This is a genomic window from Micromonospora sp. NPDC051296, from assembly GCF_040682255.1.
GTDB lineage: Bacteria > Actinomycetota > Actinomycetes > Mycobacteriales > Micromonosporaceae > Micromonospora > Micromonospora craterilacus.
The window spans coordinates 22,674-40,315 of record NZ_JBFBAO010000017.1; the positions used below are offsets into that span (position 1 = coordinate 22,674).

The 17,642-nt window shown below is 70.8% G+C and carries 15 protein-coding genes, 2 tRNA genes and 1 pseudogene; 13 read left to right on the plus strand and 5 right to left on the minus strand.

Going from position 1 to position 17,642, the window contains the following annotated elements; all coding sequences use genetic code 11:
• The 4 genes and pseudogenes from AB0M52_RS03625 to AB0M52_RS03640 form a co-directional block, all read left to right on the plus strand.
• Window positions 1-195: pseudogene (locus tag AB0M52_RS03625) on the plus strand (MFS transporter); the annotation flags it as partial.
• Window positions 196-337: 142 nt separating this feature from the next.
• Window positions 338-538 carry a hypothetical protein gene (locus AB0M52_RS03630; protein ID WP_363948434.1) on the plus strand — a complete coding sequence of 67 codons (201 nt, stop codon included), beginning with the start codon at window positions 338-340 and terminating at the stop codon, window positions 536-538.
• A 75-nt stretch (window positions 539-613) separates the two neighbouring features.
• Window positions 614-2,131 carry a replication-associated recombination protein A gene (locus AB0M52_RS03635; protein ID WP_363948397.1) on the plus strand — a complete coding sequence of 506 codons (1,518 nt, stop codon included), beginning with the start codon at window positions 614-616 and terminating at the stop codon, window positions 2,129-2,131.
• Window positions 2,132-3,329: 1,198 nt separating this feature from the next.
• Window positions 3,330-4,337, plus strand: a complete 1,008-nt coding sequence (locus tag AB0M52_RS03640) for a sugar phosphate isomerase/epimerase family protein (RefSeq protein WP_363948399.1) — start codon at window positions 3,330-3,332, stop codon at window positions 4,335-4,337.
• A gap of 88 nt (window positions 4,338-4,425) precedes the next feature.
• On the opposite strand, the gene AB0M52_RS03645 is transcribed toward AB0M52_RS03640, so the two are convergent.
• The 4 genes from AB0M52_RS03645 to AB0M52_RS03660 all read right to left on the minus strand — a co-directional run bounded on the left by AB0M52_RS03645 (window position 4,426) and on the right by AB0M52_RS03660 (window position 10,889).
• Window positions 4,426-5,604: an ROK family transcriptional regulator gene (locus AB0M52_RS03645; RefSeq protein WP_363948402.1), complete on the minus strand. Its 1,179-nt coding sequence runs from the start codon at window positions 5,602-5,604 to the stop codon at window positions 4,426-4,428.
• Between the two features lie 142 nt (window positions 5,605-5,746).
• A complete protein-coding gene (locus tag AB0M52_RS03650; protein ID WP_363948405.1) occupies window positions 5,747-6,796 on the minus strand; it encodes a sugar phosphate isomerase/epimerase in 1,050 nt (349 codons plus the stop codon).
• A gap of 92 nt (window positions 6,797-6,888) precedes the next feature.
• Window positions 6,889-10,233 carry a ThuA domain-containing protein gene (locus AB0M52_RS03655; protein ID WP_363948408.1) on the minus strand — a complete coding sequence of 1,115 codons (3,345 nt, stop codon included), beginning with the start codon at window positions 10,231-10,233 and terminating at the stop codon, window positions 6,889-6,891.
• A gap of 272 nt (window positions 10,234-10,505) precedes the next feature.
• Complete coding sequence (locus tag AB0M52_RS03660; RefSeq protein WP_363948411.1) at window positions 10,506-10,889, minus strand: hypothetical protein; 384 nt, start codon at window positions 10,887-10,889, stop codon at window positions 10,506-10,508.
• Window positions 10,890-11,164: 275 nt separating this feature from the next.
• Here AB0M52_RS03660 and AB0M52_RS03665 point away from each other — a divergent pair.
• The 9 genes from AB0M52_RS03665 (at window position 11,165) to AB0M52_RS03705 (ending at window position 16,757) form a co-directional block, all read left to right on the plus strand.
• Window positions 11,165-11,237: transfer RNA gene (locus AB0M52_RS03665), tRNA-Asn, on the plus strand.
• 141 nt (window positions 11,238-11,378) lie between these two features.
• Complete coding sequence (locus AB0M52_RS03670; protein ID WP_363948414.1) at window positions 11,379-12,329, plus strand: hypothetical protein; 951 nt, start codon at window positions 11,379-11,381, stop codon at window positions 12,327-12,329.
• Window positions 12,326-14,020 (plus strand): insulinase family protein, encoded by a 1,695-nt coding sequence (locus tag AB0M52_RS03675; protein ID WP_363948417.1) that lies wholly within the window; start codon window positions 12,326-12,328, stop codon window positions 14,018-14,020. Before AB0M52_RS03670 ends, AB0M52_RS03675 begins: the two co-directional genes overlap by 4 nt.
• A gap of 59 nt (window positions 14,021-14,079) precedes the next feature.
• A tRNA-Ile gene (locus tag AB0M52_RS03680) sits at window positions 14,080-14,156 on the plus strand.
• 83 nt (window positions 14,157-14,239) lie between these two features.
• The gene (locus AB0M52_RS03685; RefSeq protein WP_363948419.1) at window positions 14,240-14,371 is read left to right on the plus strand and encodes a hypothetical protein; all 132 of its coding nucleotides are present in this window, start codon (window positions 14,240-14,242) and stop codon (window positions 14,369-14,371) included.
• Between the two features lie 91 nt (window positions 14,372-14,462).
• Complete coding sequence (locus AB0M52_RS03690) at window positions 14,463-14,810, plus strand: PadR family transcriptional regulator (protein WP_363948421.1); 348 nt, start codon at window positions 14,463-14,465, stop codon at window positions 14,808-14,810.
• Window positions 14,811-14,812: 2 nt separating this feature from the next.
• On the plus strand, window positions 14,813-15,187 hold the full coding sequence (locus AB0M52_RS03695) for a DUF1048 domain-containing protein (protein WP_363948423.1): 375 nt from the start codon (window positions 14,813-14,815) through the stop codon (window positions 15,185-15,187).
• The gene (locus AB0M52_RS03700; protein ID WP_363948425.1) at window positions 15,184-15,996 is read left to right on the plus strand and encodes an ATP-binding cassette domain-containing protein; all 813 of its coding nucleotides are present in this window, start codon (window positions 15,184-15,186) and stop codon (window positions 15,994-15,996) included. The genes AB0M52_RS03695 and AB0M52_RS03700 overlap by 4 nt, the downstream gene beginning before the upstream one ends.
• The gene (locus tag AB0M52_RS03705) at window positions 15,993-16,757 is read left to right on the plus strand and encodes an ABC transporter permease (protein WP_363948427.1); all 765 of its coding nucleotides are present in this window, start codon (window positions 15,993-15,995) and stop codon (window positions 16,755-16,757) included. The genes AB0M52_RS03700 and AB0M52_RS03705 overlap by 4 nt, the downstream gene beginning before the upstream one ends.
• A 124-nt stretch (window positions 16,758-16,881) precedes the next feature.
• Here AB0M52_RS03705 and AB0M52_RS03710 read toward each other — a convergent pair.
• Window positions 16,882-17,642 (minus strand): FHIPEP family type III secretion protein (locus AB0M52_RS03710; protein ID WP_363948429.1); only part of this gene is annotated, 761 nt, incomplete at its 5' end.

The following is a 17,642-nucleotide window of genomic DNA, read 5'->3' on the forward strand; positions in this document are numbered from 1 at the left end:
GCCATGCCGGCCGCCGCCCTCGGCGGCGTGCTGCTCGGACTGATCGGCGACCGGGCCGGGGTGAGCACCGCGATGCTGGTGGGCGCGGTGGTGCTGGCCGTGGCCGCGCCGCTCTACCTGCCGGCCTGGCGGGCCGGCCGCGCCGCCGACGGTCAGCCGGGGCGGACCGAGGTGCCGGAGAAGGCGCCGGTGTAGCCGAGCCGCCGGTAGAGCCGGGTCCCCTGAGCCTGGGACCGGGCCGGCGATGGCTGGCGGAAGATCCACGGTGGAGATTGGCGAGCCGACCGATCGGGTACATCCCGCGCCGACCTACTGGAACCCCCACCGGAGGAACGCCATGCTCGCCATCGCCGCCGCCGCGGTTTTCGGCTTCGCCCTGCTGCTCGACCTGCTGGACACCAGGCTCGGAGCGCCGGACCTGTTCAACTGGAACACCCTGGTGCTGATCGGCCTGCTGCTGCTCGCGCTCCACCTGGCCGGCTTTCCCCGCCAGGGCGGTGGCCGCTGGTACCGGGGACGCCGTCCGGGTCGCGGCTGACCGAGAACGATCATCGCGGCTTCGGTCGGCGGCGCGATTCCGGCGTTGCCGACCGAGCCCGGTACTGTTCTCGTGATGGAGTCCGATGCCCTCTTCACCCTCGGTGAACCCGCCGCAGCGCCCAGTGCGCTGGCGGGTTCCGGTGGCGTCGGTGGCTTCACCGCGGTCGCGCCGGACGCGCCGCTGCCCGTCCGGATGCGCCCGGCCGACCTGGACGAACTGGTCGGCCAGGAACACCTGCTCACCCCCGGTGCGCCTCTGCGGCAGCTGGTCGCCGGCAACGCGCCGATGTCGGTCATCCTGTGGGGACCGCCGGGCAGCGGCAAGACCACCATCGCCCACCTGGTGGCCGGAGCCACCGACCGGCGTTTCGTCGCCATGTCGGCGCTTACCGCCGGGGTGAAGGACGTCCGAGCGGTGATCGACACCGCCCGGCGGCAGCGGCGCTCCGGTGGCCCGCCGACGGTGCTCTTCATCGACGAGGTGCACCGGTTCAGCAAGACCCAGCAGGATTCGCTGCTCGCCGCGGTCGAGGACCGTACCGTCACGCTGCTCGCGGCCACCACGGAGAACCCGTACTTCTCGGTCATCTCCCCGCTGCTGTCCCGGTGCGTGCTGCTCACCCTGCACCCGCTCGACGACGCGGCGGTCCGCGGCCTGCTGCGGCGCGCGATGACCGACGAGCGTGGCCTGGCCGGGGCGCTCACCCTCGCCCCGGAGGCCGAGGACCACCTCGTCCGCCTGGCCGGCGGGGACGTCCGCAAGGCCCTCACCGCGTTGGAGGCCGCCGCCGGCTCGGCCACCGCGTTGGGCAGCGGGCAGATCGACCTGGCCACGGCCGAGCGGGCGGTGGACACGGCGGCGGTGCGCTACGACCGCGCGGGCGACGCCCACTACGACGTGACCAGCGCCTTCATCAAGAGCATGCGGGGTTCGGACGTGGACGCCGCGCTGCACTGGCTAGCCCGGATGCTGGTCGCCGGGGAGGACGCGCGGTTCATCGCCCGGCGGCTGGTGATCTTCGCCAGCGAGGACGTCGGCATGGCCGATCCGAGTGCCCTCGGCGTGGCCACCGCCGCCGCCCACGCGGTGGAGTTCGTCGGCCTGCCCGAAGCGCAACTCAACCTGGCGCAGGCGGTGATCCACCTGGCCACCGCGCCCAAGTCGAACTCGGCCACCACCGCGATCGGCGCCGCTATCGCCGACGTGCGGGCCGGCCGGGGCGGCCCGGTGCCCCGCGGCCTGCGCGACGCGCACTACGCCGGCGCCCGGGGGCTCGGCCATGGCACCGGGTACCGCTACCCGCACGACGACCAGCGGGGCGTGGTCGTCCAGCAGTACGTGCCGGACGATCTGATCGGCACCGACTATTACCGGCCGAGCCAGCACGGCGCGGAGCGATCGGTGGCCACCCGGCTGCCGCTGCTGCGCCGGATCGTCCGTGGGCTGCCGGTCCCCGCCCGTGCGGAAGCGTCGTCGGCGGGCGGCCAGGCCGAGGCACCGACGCCGTCCGCAGTCGACGGCAGCCGGCAGCCGGCCGCGGACGCGGCGGATGAGGTCGGCGGTAGCGCCGACGGGAAGGGTCAACAGTGAAATCGTCGGAGCGACCGGAGGACGGCCCGGACGAACGGCGCGCCAAGGGCCGTCGTTGGGGCCGGGGCAAGGCTGAGGCCGCCCCGGAGGAGCCGGCTGCTGGCGAGGACTTCGGCTGGATCGACGACCTGCGATCGGCCAAGCAGCAACGCGGTGAGCTGGGTCCCGACGGTGTCGCGCTGGCACCGGATGCGCCCCCCGCAGCCCGCCCGGGCCCCGCGATGCCGCCCGGTCCCGCGATGCCGCCCGGTCCCGCGATGCCGCCCGGTCCCGCGATGCCGCCGGGCCCGGCGATGCCGCCCGGCCCGGACCGCCTCGGACAGGCACCGCCCGGCCGGCCCGGCCCGGCCCCCGCCGGCCGCTCCGCGCCGGTGCCGCCGGGTGCACCGGTCCCGCCCACGACAACTGGCGGCCGGGTGCCGGTGCCGCCGGGCCGTCCCACCGCGTCGGATCCGGCTGCCGGCCCGCCCGCCGCACCCCCGCTGCGCCGGAGTGCGGCCGAACCACCCCGATCCCGGCCGGTCGACGGCCCCTGGCCCGGCTCCCCGGCTCCCCGGCCGCTCGCCGGCCCGCCGCCGGCCGCCGGTCCCGGGCCCGCCGCCGGTTCCCGGCCGGCCGCCGATCCCCGGGAGCGACCGCCGGCGACCCCGCCGTATCCCGGCCCGCCGCCGGTGGCCGGTCCGCCCGTAGCCGGTCCGCCCGTAGCCGGCCGTCGCGATCACGGTGGCGCGCCGAACACCCCGTCCGGCGGCTGGCCACAGGCCGATGCCGGGGCGCCCGGCCGGCGGTCTCGGCCGGGCCCGCCCGCCGAACCGATCTCCGGTCCCCCGACCGGTCCCGTGCCCGGGATGCCGGCTGGTCCGGTCTCCGGCGCTCCGGTCGGCCCGGTCTCCGGGGCGCCGTCCGGCCCGACGTCCGGCCCGCCCGCACCACTCCGGACACCCGTCGGCCGGCCGGGCGGCGCGCCCGCCGGCCCTCGCCGGGCGGTGCTTACAAGGGGCCCTTTTTAACCGCGCGCCGCCCGCCTAGAGTGAAGGCGGCGACCGCGAGGTGGCCGGTGAGTCGACGGGAGGCGCAACCCGTCGGCCCCAGGCGCGACCGCGCCCACCGGTGCACCGTCGGGGCCGCCCGCATCCGGTCATCCCTCGCCCCGGCCACGCAGGTACGGAATCCCCATCACGACAGGGGAAAAGGACTGATGGCGCGACCGATCACGCTGTTCACCGGCCAGTGGGCCGACCTTCCGTTCGACGAGGTGTGCCGGCTCGCCGCCGAGTGGGGCTACGACGGCCTGGAGATCGCCTGCTGGGGCGACCACTTCGAGGTCGACAAGGCCCTGGCCGACGAGTCGTACGTCGACCGGAAGCGGGAGACGCTCGCCAAGCACAACCTCCAGGTCTTCGCGATCTCCAACCACCTGGTCGGCCAGGCGGTCTGCGACCACCCGATCGACGAGCGGCACCAGGACATCCTGCCCGCCCGGCTCTGGGGGGACGGCGAGCCCGAAGGGGTACGCCAGCGCGCCGCCGAGGAGATCAAGGACACCGCCCGCGCGGCGGCGAAGCTCGGCGTGAACACCGTCGTCGGCTTCACCGGATCGTCGATCTGGCACACCCTGGCGATGTTCCCGCCGGTGCCGCCGTCGATGATCGAACGCGGGTACCAGGACTTCGCCGACCGGTGGAACCCGATCCTCGACGTCTTCGACGAGGTCGGAGTGCGGTTCGCCCACGAGGTGCACCCGAGTGAGATCGCGTACGACTACTGGACGACGAAGCGGACGCTGGAGGCGATCGGGCACCGGCCCGCGTTCGGGCTGAACTGGGACCCGTCGCACTTCGTCTGGCAGGAACTCGACCCGGTCAACTTCATCTTCGACTTCGCCGACCGGATCTACCACGTCGACTGCAAGGACGCCAAGGTGCGGACCGGTGACGGCCGGCGTGGCCGGCTCGCCTCGCACCTGCCCTGGGCGGACATGCGGCGGGGTTGGGACTTCGTCTCCACCGGGCACGGCGACGTGCCCTGGGAGGACTGCTTCCGGGCGCTGAACGCGATCGGCTACGACGGGCCGATCTCGATCGAGTGGGAGGACGCCGGAATGGACCGGCTGGTCGGTGCCCCGGAGGCGCTCCAGTTCGTCCGCCGGCTCGCCTTCGACGCCCCGACCGCCGCCTTCGACGCGGCGTTCAGCAGCAAGGACTGAGCCGGCGAAGACCCGGGCGCCGGCCGCCGCGCCGGCCCCGGGCCCGCCCCTTGTCGCGTTGCGCCGGCTGCGCCGAGAGCCGCTCGGATCAGTCGGTGGCGAAGACGTGCTCGCTGGCCAACCGGGCCGCGCCCACCAGCCCGGCCCGGTCCGCCAGGTCGGAGAGGACGACCGGCATGGTGCCGGTGGCCTGCGGAGCCGACCGGCGGTAGACCACACCGCGGATCTCGGAGAGCAGGACGTGCCCGAGCCCGTCCGGCGCACCGCCGATCACCACGATGCCCGGGTTGAAGAAGCTGATCAGGCCGACGAGCACCTGACCGAGGCGGCGGGCGGCGTCGCGTACCAGCGACTGCGCGGCCGCGTCGCCGGCGGTCGCGGCCGCGGCGACGTCTGGCACGGTGAGCGTGCCCGCCGCGGTCAGCCGGCTGGCCAGCGCGGCGGAGCGGCCCGAGCGAGCCGCCGCCAGCGCCGCGCGGACCAGCCCGGCGTCGCCGGCGTACGCCTCCAGGCAGCCGACCTCGCCGCAGACGCAGGCCGGCCCGTCCTCGCCCAGCGGCAGGTGCGCGATGTCGCCCGCGCTGCTGGTCGCGCCACGGTAGAGCGTGCCGCCGAGGACCAGGCCGCAGCCGATCGCGGTGCCGAGCTTGAGGTAGAGGAAGTCGTCGAAGGTACGGCCGATCCCGGCGTGCTGCTCGCCGAGGGCGAGCACGTTCGCGTCGTTGTCGACCAGCGCCGGGCAGCCAAGCTCGGTGGCGAACGCGTCCCGGACGGGGAAGCGCTGCCAGCCGGGCAGGACGGCCGGTGCGATCGAGGTGTCGCCGTCGACCGGCCCGGGCAGCGCGACGCCGACCCCGGTGAGTTCGGTGACGCCCAGTTCGGCGCGGAGCTTCTCGACCAGGTCGACGGCCCGGCCGATCACCGGTTCGGGCCCGCCGCGTACGTCCGCCGGCTCGCCGGTCTCGGCGAGCACGTTCAGTTCACCGTCGGTGATCGCCACGGTGATCCGGTCCGCCGCGATGACCACGCCGCCGAAGCGCACCCCACCCGCGAGGCGCAGCAACGAGGACCGGCGCCCACCGCGCGAGGCCGCCGGCCCGGCGGTCTCGACCAGACCACGCGCGACGAGCCGCTCCAGCTCGGTGGTGAGCGTCGACCGGGACAGCCCCAGGGTGTCGCCCAGCTCCACCCGTGACCGGGGACCGTCGTCACGCAGCAGCCGGACCAGCCGTGCCTGCTGCGGGTTCTCCGGACGGATGAGTGTCATCACCATCACCTCCCGTCGACGAGTCTTCCATGGCGGTGTTACCGGCCTGTGGCCAGCAGGGGCCGCATCCGGTGACGGATGCGGCCCCTGGTGTCACGTCGGGTCGGTCAGCCCCACAGACCCGACCGTTTTGTCGAGTCCGTCAGCCCCGCAGACTCGACATGTGCTGGTAGCTCACCTCGGCGAACCGGAGCGAGCGGCCCGGGTCGGCGGTGCCGCCCGGCGCGGTGTCCTGCTCCCACATCGGGTTGTGGTAACCCTTCGCGCCCATGTTGGCGAAGAAGTTGCCGTAGTCGATGTCGCCCTCGCCGAGCGGCGTCATCTCGTAGCCGTTGGTGAGAGCCGGGTTGCGCCGGCCGTCCTTCGCGTGGAACAGCGGGAACCGCTTGGTCCGGGTCGCCACCGTGGCCAGCGGGTCGAAGATGTTCGTCTGCGGGTTCCCGTCCGGGTCGGTGTAGGTGTGCCAACGGTGCTGGGCCACGTGCGCCCAGTAGATGTCCATCTCGAACCAGACGTAGTTCGGGTCGGTGGCTCCGAAGAAGTACTCGAGCTTCCGGATGCCCGAGGAACGGGTCGGCCGGCCCAGCGCGTCCAGCGGCCCGCTGTCGAGCAGGAAGTTGTACGCGGCGTCGTGGTTGTGCGTGTACAGCTTCAGCCCGCGGGCGGCAGCCATCTCGCCGAAGAGGTTCCACCGGTCCGCAGCGGCGTCCCAGTCGGCCTTGTAGTTGCTGTTGGTCGGGTCGCTGCCGGTGCCGATGTGCTGCATGCCCAGGATCTCGGCGGTGTCCAGCGTCCGCTCGAAGGCAGCGATGGTGTCCGGGGTGACCGTGCCGGGGATGGAGGCGTGCGAGCCGTTGGCGCGCAGACCGTTGTCGTCCAGGACCTTGCGGATCTCCTCGGGGGTGATCTGCCGACCCAGGATGCCCGTGCTCTGGCTGTAGCCGGCGAACTCGACCTCCTTGTAGCCGATCTCCGCGAGCCGGCCGAGCACGCGCTCGAAGCCGTACGGGACCCCGCTGGTGTCCGGGGCGGCGGAGATCCGGTCCCGGACGCTGTAGAGGATGATGCCCCGCTTGCCGGGCGGCACGAGCACGCCGTTCTTGGCTGCCGCCGGGGCGCCGAAACTGGCCGCGCCGACCGCCGCCGCGCCGGCGACACCGGCGAAGGTGCCGAGGATCCGGCGGCGGCTCATTCCATGCTGACTGTCACACATTTCAGCTGCCTTTCTCGGTGGTACTTCGGTGGGGTGGCCGGGGCCGCCGCAGCGGCCCCGGCCGGGTGGTGTTACGGGGTGATGCCGATGCCCGGGCCGTTGAACTGGACCCAGTTGAGGTTGCCGAATCCGCTGGCCGGACCGCCCGGAACGGTGGTGAACACGAGGTAGAGCCGGAACGCGCCGCCCGGGTCGGTGATCGGCGCGGTGGTGCTGGTGAAGACGTTGTTACCGGTGGTCGCGTTGACCGTGGCGGTGGTCAGCAGTGGTCCGGTCGGCGAGTCCTTCCGGAACTCGACGTTGAACCGCGGCTGCCCGGCGGTGGCGGCACTGCCACCGGAGGTACGCAGGGTGACCGACTGCATGTTCTTCAGGTCGATGGTGCCGTTGATCGCGATCCAGTCGCCCGGGTCGAGGCTGCCGCGCTGCTGCCCGCCGCCGGTGTCGGCGCTGTTGCCCACGGTGGTCCCGGACTGGTCCCGGGCGAACTCCGGCTGTTGCAGCTTGTCCTGGATGATCTGTTGCTCGATCGTGGTCAGGGCGGGCACACCGTTGGCTCCGTTGTCGGTGTACTCGGCGCTGATCACGCCGTAGATGTAGCCGCCGTGTGAGGCGTCGTCGGCCAGCGTGGGCAGTACGCCGGAGCAGCCGAACTGGTTCGCCTCACCGTGCCCGTGGTCGTCGTGACCGAGCACGAAGGTCACCTCGACCCGGCTGCAGTCGATCTGGCCGTCCTCCGGGTCGGTGACCGTCACCGACCAGGGGATGTCGTCGCCCCAGCTGAAGAAGCCGCCCTCGATCGGAACGTTCACCTTGATCGTCGGTGCCGTGTTGCCCACCGTGATGGTGGTGTTCGCCGACGCGGTCTTGCCGCTGGAGTCGGTCACCGTCAGTCGCGCGGTGTAGACCCCGTTGGCGGTGTACGTGTGCGTCGGGTTCGGGTCGACGGAGTCGATGGTGCCGTTGCCGTCGAAGTCCCAGGCGAACGAGATGGAGTCCGCCGGGTCCGGGTCTCGCGACCCTTCGCTGGAGAACGCCACCGTCAGCGGCGCGTGCCCGTTGGTCGGGGTCGCGTTCAGCACCGCGGTCGGCGCCCGCAGGCCCTTCACGTAGCTGAACTTCACCATCGCCGCATCCGGGTTGATGTTGAAGAACCCGTCCCCGTACGTCAACAGGTAGAAGTTGCCGTCCGGGCCCCACATCATGTCCATCGGGTTGTCGCAGAGGAACGGCCGGGCCGGTGTGACCGGGCCACCCCCACAGCTCAACAGGTCATTGATCTTCAGGATCTCACCCTGCGAGTCGAGCCGGACCTCCCGGAGGTAGTCCCGAGTGAACTCGCCGAAGAAGATCGAGCCGTCGTAGTACGCGGGGAACTTCGTCTCCGACCTCAGCTCCGGGTCGTAGTCGTACTTCGCCGCGCCGTGCGGACCCACACCACCGGTGCCGAGTTCGGGGAAGAGCACCGGGCAGGTCTGGGTCGGGGTGGACAGGTAGGACTCCGGACACGGGGTCGGGGCCTGGAACGAGTACCAGAGCTCCGACTTCTCCACCGCTGGCAGGTCGACCAGGCCGGTGTTGTGCCGGGAGGTGTTCTTCGGCGCCGCGCAGTCGAACGGCGCGATCGGCGAGATCGGGCTGGTGGTCCAGTTCATCTCGAAGTACGGCAGGTTCGGCTGCACGCACATCGGCCAGCCGTAGTTCGACGGCTTGTCGACCACCATCATCCGCCCGGTGCCCGCCGGCCCTCGGCCGACCGCGGCGGTCGAGGAGTCGGGGGAGTAGTCGGTGATGTAGGCGACGTCGTCCTTGTCCAGAGTGATCCGGAACGGGTTCCGGAAGCCCATCGCGTAGATCTCCGGGCGGGTCTTGTCACCCGGGTAGTCCGCCTCGGGGAACAGGTTCCCCTCGGGGATGGTGTAGCTGCCGTCCGACTGCACGTTGATCCGCAGGATCTTGCCGCGCAGGTCATTGGTGTTGGCGGAGCTGCGTCGGGCGTCCACGAACGGTGCCTGGTAGACGCCGGTGGCGCTCACCGAGTCGTTGTGCGGGGAGAAGCCGCCGGAGCCACCGCCGCCGGCCGGGGTGTCGTCCCCGGTGACCAGCCAGAGGTTGTTCTCCGAGTCGAAGGCGATGTCGCCGGCCACGTGGCAGCAGGCGCCCCGGTCCACCGGCACCTGCATGATCTTCTGCTCGCTGTCCACATCGAGCGAGGGGTTCTCGCCGTCGATGAACTTGTAGCGGGAGAGCTGGAAGTAGCCCTTCCACTGGTCCCATGCGGCCGGGTTGGTGCTGGTGGTCGGCGCGCCGCCAGTGGGGGTGTTCAGCGGTGGGGCGTAGAACAGGTAGACCCACTTGTTGGTGGCGAAGTCCTTGTCGATCGCCGGGCCGTACATCCCGTCCTCGCTGTGCGTGTAGACCGGGATCTGGGCCAGCACGGTCGTCCGGTTGCCGTCCGGGTCGTGCAGCCGGACCCCGCCGCGACGGTCGGTCTGGATGACCCGCCCGTCGGGCAGCACGTCGAAGCCGATCGGCTCGTTGACGTTGGGCTGCGCGCCGATGACGGTCATCTGGTAGTTGGCCAGCACCGTCGCGCCGCAGTCGCCGTCCGTGGTGCCGGACGCCCACTGGATCGCCCCGCCGAGGTGGGCCCGCAGGTCGGCACTACGGAAGCTCTGCGGGGTGGCACCGAGTCCGGTGTAAAACGAGCGGCCGCCCTGGTAGTCCTTGCACCAGGTGATCGGGTGGTCGAAGCCCATGGTGCCGCCGCTGTACGACTTCTCGTCCACTGTGGCCAGGACGTGCGAGACGCCCCGTACGTTGGCCGCGAAGTTGTACCACCGGTCGGTCGTCTTCCACCGCTCGGGCAGCGTGGCCGAGGCCGGGTGCACCCGGTCGGCCACGGTCACCGTGGCCTCGCCGGTCGCCGTGGCCGAGCCGACGGCGCGGGTGCCGAGGAGGTTGTCGAGGAAGGTCCAGCCCGGCTCCGCCTCGATCGCCGAGTGCACGGCGACGAAGCCGCCGCCGTCGCGGTAGTACTGCTCGAACGCCGCGCGCTGGGCGTCGTTCAGCACGTTGCCGGAGGTGTTCAGGAACACCACCGCGCGGAACTGCTTCAGGTGCGGTTCGTCGAACTTGCGGGCGTCGTCGGTGACGTGCACCGAGAACCGCCGGTCCTGGCCGAGTTGCTTGATCGCGTCGACGCCGGCGGCGGTGGCGGGGTGCGTGCCGTCCGCCGACCGGGTGAAGACGAGCACCTTGTACTGGATGCCGTTGCTGTTCGGCGCCGGCTCGCCCGACACGGGCGCGGCCTGCACCGGGGCCGCCTGCTGCGGTTCGGTCGCGACCAGCGTCGCGCCGACGAGGGTGAGAAGACTCAGGTAGGTGAGGGCCCTTCGGCCTATGGATCTACGCATCGAACCTCACTTGATCGGTCAGGTCCGCCTCGGCAGCGGTGTGACGCCGAGGTGGTGGGGGGATACCTACGAGCCTGGCCAGGTCTAAGGAGGACGATATTTGTGACCGACATCAAAGAAAAGGGGTTGACGGCAGAAGTTCTTGATGAACCCGCTCGACTTTTGCTCAAAATCGGAGAAAGTCCCCTCGCGGTCGGACTGTTCTCCCCGTGACGTGCGCGGACAGCGACGGGCCCGGCCGCCAAGCTGGCGGCCGGGCCCGTCGGGTCTGGCTAGAGCGTGCTGCCGTTCGTGCCGGAACTTGACGGCTTGCTGCGGGGGGTGGCCGACGTCGAACTGGTCGGCGCGCTCGACGAAGTGGACTTCGCACCGGCCGTGGCCGGCGTGCCGGCGAAGGCATCGTCGGCGGGGGTGAGCCCGTGCTTGCCGTTCTGGCCCAGCCGCTCGCCCAGTTTGGAGTGGCCGAGCTTGTCCTTGCCCTCGTGGTAGAGCCGGCTCGCCTGGGCCTGCGCGACCCCGGCCGCCTCCTGGACGGTCGGGTGGTCGAGCACCTTGCGGCCCCGGACCACCAGCTCTTCGTACTTCTCCCGGCCGGCTCGGGCGCCCAGGACGAACCCTGCAGCCAGCCCGCCAAGGAACATGATCTTTCCGCGCATGGCGGCTCCTCTCGTACCTGACGCGCCGTCGTACCGCCCAGCGGGCCTCCGTGGGCGGGACCGACCAGTTCGCGCCTGCGTCCTGTCGTCGGCAGCTAACTACCCATCCTGCTCTCCGCTCATACCTCCTTGTGCCGCGATGGCGATTTGTCCGCGGAATCCGATTGCCGAGACCCGTGCCGGGGTGGGTAACCCCCTGGACCAAGACCCCCCGGAGTCCTGTACTCTTGTGCCCGTCGCACGGCGCGGAGAGATCCCACCGGGCGATGATGCGGTCCCCCGTAGCTCAATTGGCAGAGCAGCCGGCTGTTAACCGGCAGGTTTTTGGTTCGAGTCCAAACGGGGGAGCTCTCTTCATCATGACGCCCACCGGCAAGCCGGTGGGCGTTCGCCGTTGCCCCACAGCTGCGTCGACGTCCGGCGCGGGCAGCGCGATCAGGTGCGAAATCGGGATCCCGGCGGCGAAGATGATCACCTATCATCCTCGCCATGCCCGCACCCCTCCCGCCGCCGGACTTCGCCGCCGCAGCGGCGTACGCCCAGGTCAGCACCGCCCGCGCGGCGCTGGCCGCCGGCGACTGGCCGGCCCTGCGCGCGCTCGTCGACGCGCAGGACCCGCACGGCCGGACATTCCTGGTCGACCACGTCGGCGACGGCCCGGAGGTCGGGGACTTCCTCCAGCGGGTGTACGCCGAACAACCCGAGGACCCGCTGGCCGGGACGATGCTCGGGGCACACCTGATCCACGCCGGCTGGCGGATCCGGTCGGGTCTGCGGGCCCAGTACGTCAGTCGGGAGCAGTTCGCCCAGTTCTTCGATCACCTGCGCCGGGCCGAGCAGGTGCTCATCGACGTCACCGCCCGCCACCCCGAGGAGGTGGCGGCCTGGACGCAGCGGGTCACCAGCGCCCGCGGGCTGGAGGTCGGTCAGGCCGAGGCCCGCCGCCGCTACGACCGGCTCGCCGCCCACGAGCCCCACCACCTGCCGGCGCAGACGCAGCTGCTACAGCAGTTCTGCCCCAAGTGGAGTGGCACCTGGGAGAAGACCCACGCGTTCGCCCGCGAGTGCGCAGAGGCGGCTCCGCCCGGCGCACCCAACGCGGTACTCGTCGTGGAGGGGTACCTGGAACAGGCCCTCGATCACGGAAACGTGCCCGCCGCGGGCGAGTTCCTGCGCCTCCCGCAGGTGCGCGGCCAGATCTACGACGCGGCGCAGCGCTCGATCTGGCATCCCGACTTCCGCCACGGCTGGGGTTGGGTGTCGGTGCGCAGCGTCTTCGCCCTGGCGTTCTGCCTGATGCACGAGTGGACTCCGGCGGCGCAGCAGTTCGCGGCGCTCGGCAACCTCGGCGACGACTGGCTGTTCGACTACCTCGGCGACGGGCCGAAGGAGTTCCAGCGGTTCCGCGACAAGGCGTACGCGAAGGGAGGCCGGCCATGATCCAGCAGCTGGAGACCGACGGGGTGCCGACGCTGCTCGCCCCCACCGGCGGGCCGATGCGCGCCGGGCTGACCTTCCGGGTCGGCACCGCCGACGAGACCCTCGCCCGGCATGGCATCACCCACCTGCTCGAACACCTCGCCCTGGCCCCACTGGGCACCGCCGACTACCACTTCAACGGCGCCACCGCGCCGATCTTCACCACCTTCCACATGCAGGGCTCCGAGCAGGACATCGCCACCTTCCTCACCGCCGTCTGCGCCAACCTCACCGACCTGCCCACCGCTCGCCTGGAGGTGGAGAAGGACATCCTGCGCACCGAGTGGAGCAGCCAGGGCGGCGCGGCCAGCGACGACATCGCGCTGTGGCGGTACGGCGCGCGCGACTTCGGGCTGAGCAGCTACCCCGAATGGGGGCTCGCCCGGCTCACCGCCGAGGACCTGCGCGAGTGGGCCGCGCGCTGGTTCACCCGGGAGAACGCGGTGCTCTGGATCGCCGGCGACCGGGTGCCCGAAGGGCTACGGCTGACCCTGCCCACCGGCACCCGGCAGCCCGTACCGGCCGCCTCGTCGGCGTTGCCCACCACCCCGGCGTACTTCGTCGAGGGCTCCCGGGCGGTGGTGCTCGACGCGGTGGTGCGGCGACGGGCCGCCGTCGGCGTCTTCGCCGACGTGCTGGAGCGCGAGCTGTTCCGCGCGTTGCGCCAGGACGCCGGCCTCTCATACACCACGACCACCGGGTACGAGCCGCGCGGCGACGGCCAGGTCACCCTGCGGGCCATCGCCGACGCACTCGCCGAAAAGCAGGACGCGGTGCTCGGCGGCTTCATCGACGTGCTGGCCAAGCTCCGGGTCGGCCGGATCGAGCAGAGCGATCTCGACGCCGCGGTCGCCAAGCGGGTCGAGATGCTGGCCACCGCCGAGGTCGACGCCGCCCGACTGCCGGACTACGCGGTCAACCTGCTCACCGGCCAGCGCAACCTCGGCCTCGACGAGCATCGCGCCGAGCTGAAGGCGGTCACCCTCGCCGAGCTGCACGAGGTGGCCCAGGAGGTGTGCGCCTCGGCGCTGCTGATGGTGCCGGACGGCAGCCGCGCCGACTGGGCCGGCTTCACCCCCGCCCCCACCTCCTCGGAGACGGTCGCCGCCGGCACCACCCATTACTCCCGGGACGACGACGGCCGGCTGCTCATCGGCCCGGAAGGGGTGAGCTACCTCGGCGGCGGGGGACAGCTCACCGTCACGTACGCCGAGTGCGCCGTGATGCTCGCCTGGCCGGACGGGGCGCGGCAACTGATCGCCCCCGACGCCATCGTGCTGCACATCGAGCCGACCCTGTTCGACGTGCACCCCGCGGCGATGAACGTGATCGACGCTGGAGTGCCGGCCGACCGGCGGGTCGCGATGCCGCCCCGCGACCCGGAGACCATCCCGCAGCCACGCGCCGTACGCGAGATCCGCGAGTACCTCGCCCGGCCCAAGCGTGCCTGGTGGGAGGTGCTGCTGATGGTGCTCAGCGGCCTCGCCACCCTCACCGTCGGCGGGTTCAGCCTGCTGCTCGCCATCGGCATGTTCGTCGACCCCGAGCTCGACGGCGAGACCTGGATGTGGGGTGTGGTCGCGGTCGGCTGGCTGCTCACTGTTATCCTCGCGTTGCCCATCGTGCTGCTGACACGAGGGCGACGCCGGTGAGGAAGGCCGTCGACGCTGGCCGGTGATCGACCGGACGGGATAAGATCCGGCCCGGTGCCGGGGCGGTAGCTCAGCCGGTTAGAGCAGGGGACTCATAATCCCTCGGTCGCGGGTTCGAGTCCCGCCCGCCCCACCAACAGCCCGTCGAGTTGTAGCCGGCGGTCACGCGAGAGGCCCAGGGTCGTGGCGGCCTGAGGGGCCGAGTTCGAGGAACAGCTCGTGGCGATCAGGATCCACGCGCCCGGACCACCCGCGATCGTTCCGGCACTGTTGATCACCTCGTCCACCCAGCCGTCGAAGCGCAACCTGATCAGCGCGATGTGGACTCCGGCGCCGAGTGGCCCGTTCTGAAGTCCCACGGTATTCAGCGTTGCTATCTACCGGTACCTAGTGTTACCGTCTACTGGTAGTCAGCGTCGTTGAGTAGCGAGGGGATGATGGCATGGGCAACCAGATGACAGAGATGCTGAAGGGCACTCTCGAGGGCATCGTCCTGGCGATTCTTTCCCGCAGATCCGCATACGGCTACGAGATCACCGCCTGGCTGCGCGACCGCGGATTCTCGGACATCGCGGAAGGCACCATCTACGCGCTGCTCGTCCGCGTCGAGCAGCGCGGGTTCGTGGACGTGGCGAAGGTTCCCTCCGAAAAAGGGCCCCCGCGGAAGGTGTATTCGCTCAACGCGAAGGGGCGAGACCAACTCGCCGAGTTCTGGAGGACGTGGAGCGTCCTCGTGGAACGCATCGAGCAACTCCACCACAACGACAACAAGCACGACGAAGGAGCATGAGCATGGCTGCGAAGTGGATCGAGACGCTCGTCGGGTCGCTTGAGCAGAAGAAGCAGTACAAGCAGCACATGGCCCGAGTCGAGGCCCTGCCGGAGCCCTATCGCAGCGCGGCCAAGGCTCTTCAGCGGTACTTCATGTACCACGGAGGCATCCTCGACGGCGAAACGCTCATCACGATGCTCGGCGACTTCGTCGACCTCTGGGAGCGTGCGGTCGCCGACGGAACGCCGGTCCGCGCAATCGTCGGCGACGACCCCGTCGAGTTCGCCGAGACGTTCGTGCAGGCGTACTCCGGCAAGCAGTGGATAGACAAGGAACGCGAGCGCCTCCGGAAGGCGATCGACGCCGGCGACAACGGCGAGGAGAAGAGCGCATGACCACCAAGATGCGCGAACCCGCAATCAGGGTGCGGGCCATCACGAAGTCCTACCAGGACCTGCACGTGCTGCGGGGCGTCGACTTCGACGTGGCAGCCGGGAGCATCTTCGCTCTGCTCGGCTCGAACGGCGCCGGAAAGACCACGCTGGTGCGGATCCTGTCGACGTTGCTGAAGGCGAACACCGGCACCGCGACCGTCCACGGCTTCGACATCGCCTCGGCCCCGGGCGACGTACGCAAGTCGATCAGCCTGACCGGCCAGTTCGCCGCAGTCGACGAAGTGCTCACCGGCCGGGAGAATCTGGTTCTGGTCGCGAAGCTCCGCCACCTGAAGAACCCGGGTGCGATCGCCGATGACATGCTCGCCCGTTTCTCGCTCACTGATGCCGGGAACCGCCGGGCGGCGACGTACTCGGGCGGCATGCGCCGGCGGCTGGACATCGCGATGAGTCTTGTCGGCAACCCGCCGGTCGTATTCCTCGACGAGCCGACCACTGGCCTCGACCCGCAGGCCCGCATCGAGGTCTGGCAGACGGTGAAGCAGCTCGCCAAGGATGGCACGACAATCCTGCTGACCACCCAGTACCTCGACGAGGCTGAGCAACTAGCCGACCGGATCGCGATCCTGCACAAAGGCAAGATCATCCAGAACGGCACTCTCGCCGAGCTGAAGCAACTCCTCCCGTCCGCCAAGGTCGAGTACGTCGAGAAGCAGCCGACCCTCGAGGACGTCTTCCTCGCCCTCGTTGGCGACACCAGTGACACCGCCGACAAGGCAGCCATGTTCGCAGGAGAGGAATCCCGATGACCGCCCACGTCCTCAGCGACACCGGAACCCTCACCGGCCGCTCCCTGCGTCACATCATCCGCAGCCCGGACACCATCATCACCACAGCGGTCACCCCGGTCGCGCTGATGCTGCTCTTCGTGTACGTGCTAGGCGGAGCCATCAACACCGGATCCGACGAGTCGTACATCAACTACATGCTCCCGGGCATCCTGCTCATCACGATCGCATCCGGCATCGCCTACACGGCGTACCGCCTGTTCCTCGACATGCAGGGCGGCATCTTCGAGCGCTTCCAGTCGATGCCGATCCCACGACCCTCCGTGCTCTGGGCGCATGTCCTGACCTCACTCGTCGCCAACCTGGCCTCGATCGTGATCGTCACAGGCGTCGCGCTGATCATGGGGTTCCGCACCGGCGCATCCGTAGCCGACTGGCTCGCCGTCGCCGGCATCCTGATCCTGTTCACCCTCGCCCTCACCTGGATCGCCGTGATAGCGGGCCTGTCCGCCAAGACCATCGACGGCGCGAGCGCCTTCAGCTACCCGCTGATCTTTCTGCCCTTCATCAGCTCGGCGTTCGTCCCCACCGACTCGATGCCCGGCCCGGTCGCGTGGTTCGCCGAGAACCAGCCGGTGACGTCCATCGTGAATACTCTCCGCGCGCTGTTCGCGCAGCAACCCGTCGGCAACGACATCTGGATCGCCCTCGCCTGGTGCGCCGGCATGCTCGTGGCCGCCTACGCCGCCGCGACAGCGATCTACCGCAAGAAGATCAGCTAGCCGATCGCAAGAAGACCGCGCCGCATCCACATGGATGCGGCGCTGTCCCCTGCGCAGGTCTGTGACCTGCGCCCGGTTTCGATCAGATCGGCCAGCCGGAGCCGCCGCGGTCGACACGGGCCGGCTACAGGTCATCGTCGGCCAGGTCGGCCTCGACCAGTTGCCGTTCCTGTTCGGTCAACGGGCGTTGCGGCGCCTCGGCCGGCGTTTGGAACCTCTCCCGATGCCGTTGCGCGGCTTCGCCGACGAGAGTCGCGAGTTCGCGTCCGGCGAGGGCGCGCTGCTCCGCTTGCGCGCTGTCCCGCCAGGGCCGCCTGGAGTACTGGTCGAGCGACCCCTCTTCGACCAACTCGCCCCAGATCAGGATCTGCCAGGCGAACTGCGGGAGGTCGATCTCGTCGGTGGTGTGCACGGTCGGCAGCGTGACGCCGTCGGCCTGTAGCCGCTTGCGGACCGCGCCCAACTCCTCCAGCAGCGTCCCGCCGTTGTCCGGATCCAGCAGGTTGGACAGCCTGGTACCGACGATCACGTTGAGCGGCGCGCCGCGCTGGGCGGCCCGTACGCCTTCGTCGCGCAACCGGCTCCGCTCGGTCGGGTCGTCGGTCAGCTCGGCCAGGCGGCCGGTCACCCCACCTTCGACGGCCACGTTGCCACTGGCTTGGGCCAGTGCGCGGGCCGCGAGCAGGCTGTGCCGCTGGCGACCGCGGTCGGCGCGGGCGTTGGCGACCTCCTGCAACACGGCGGCGGTCGAGGTGAGATCGCCGCTGGCGTACCGGATCCGGGCGCCGATCAACAGGTTGGCCAGCCGCTCCGTGGCCGGTGCCCCGGGTACGGTGCTGAGGATCTCGTGGGCCCGCGCGAGCAGGCTCTCGTCGCCGCCTTCCT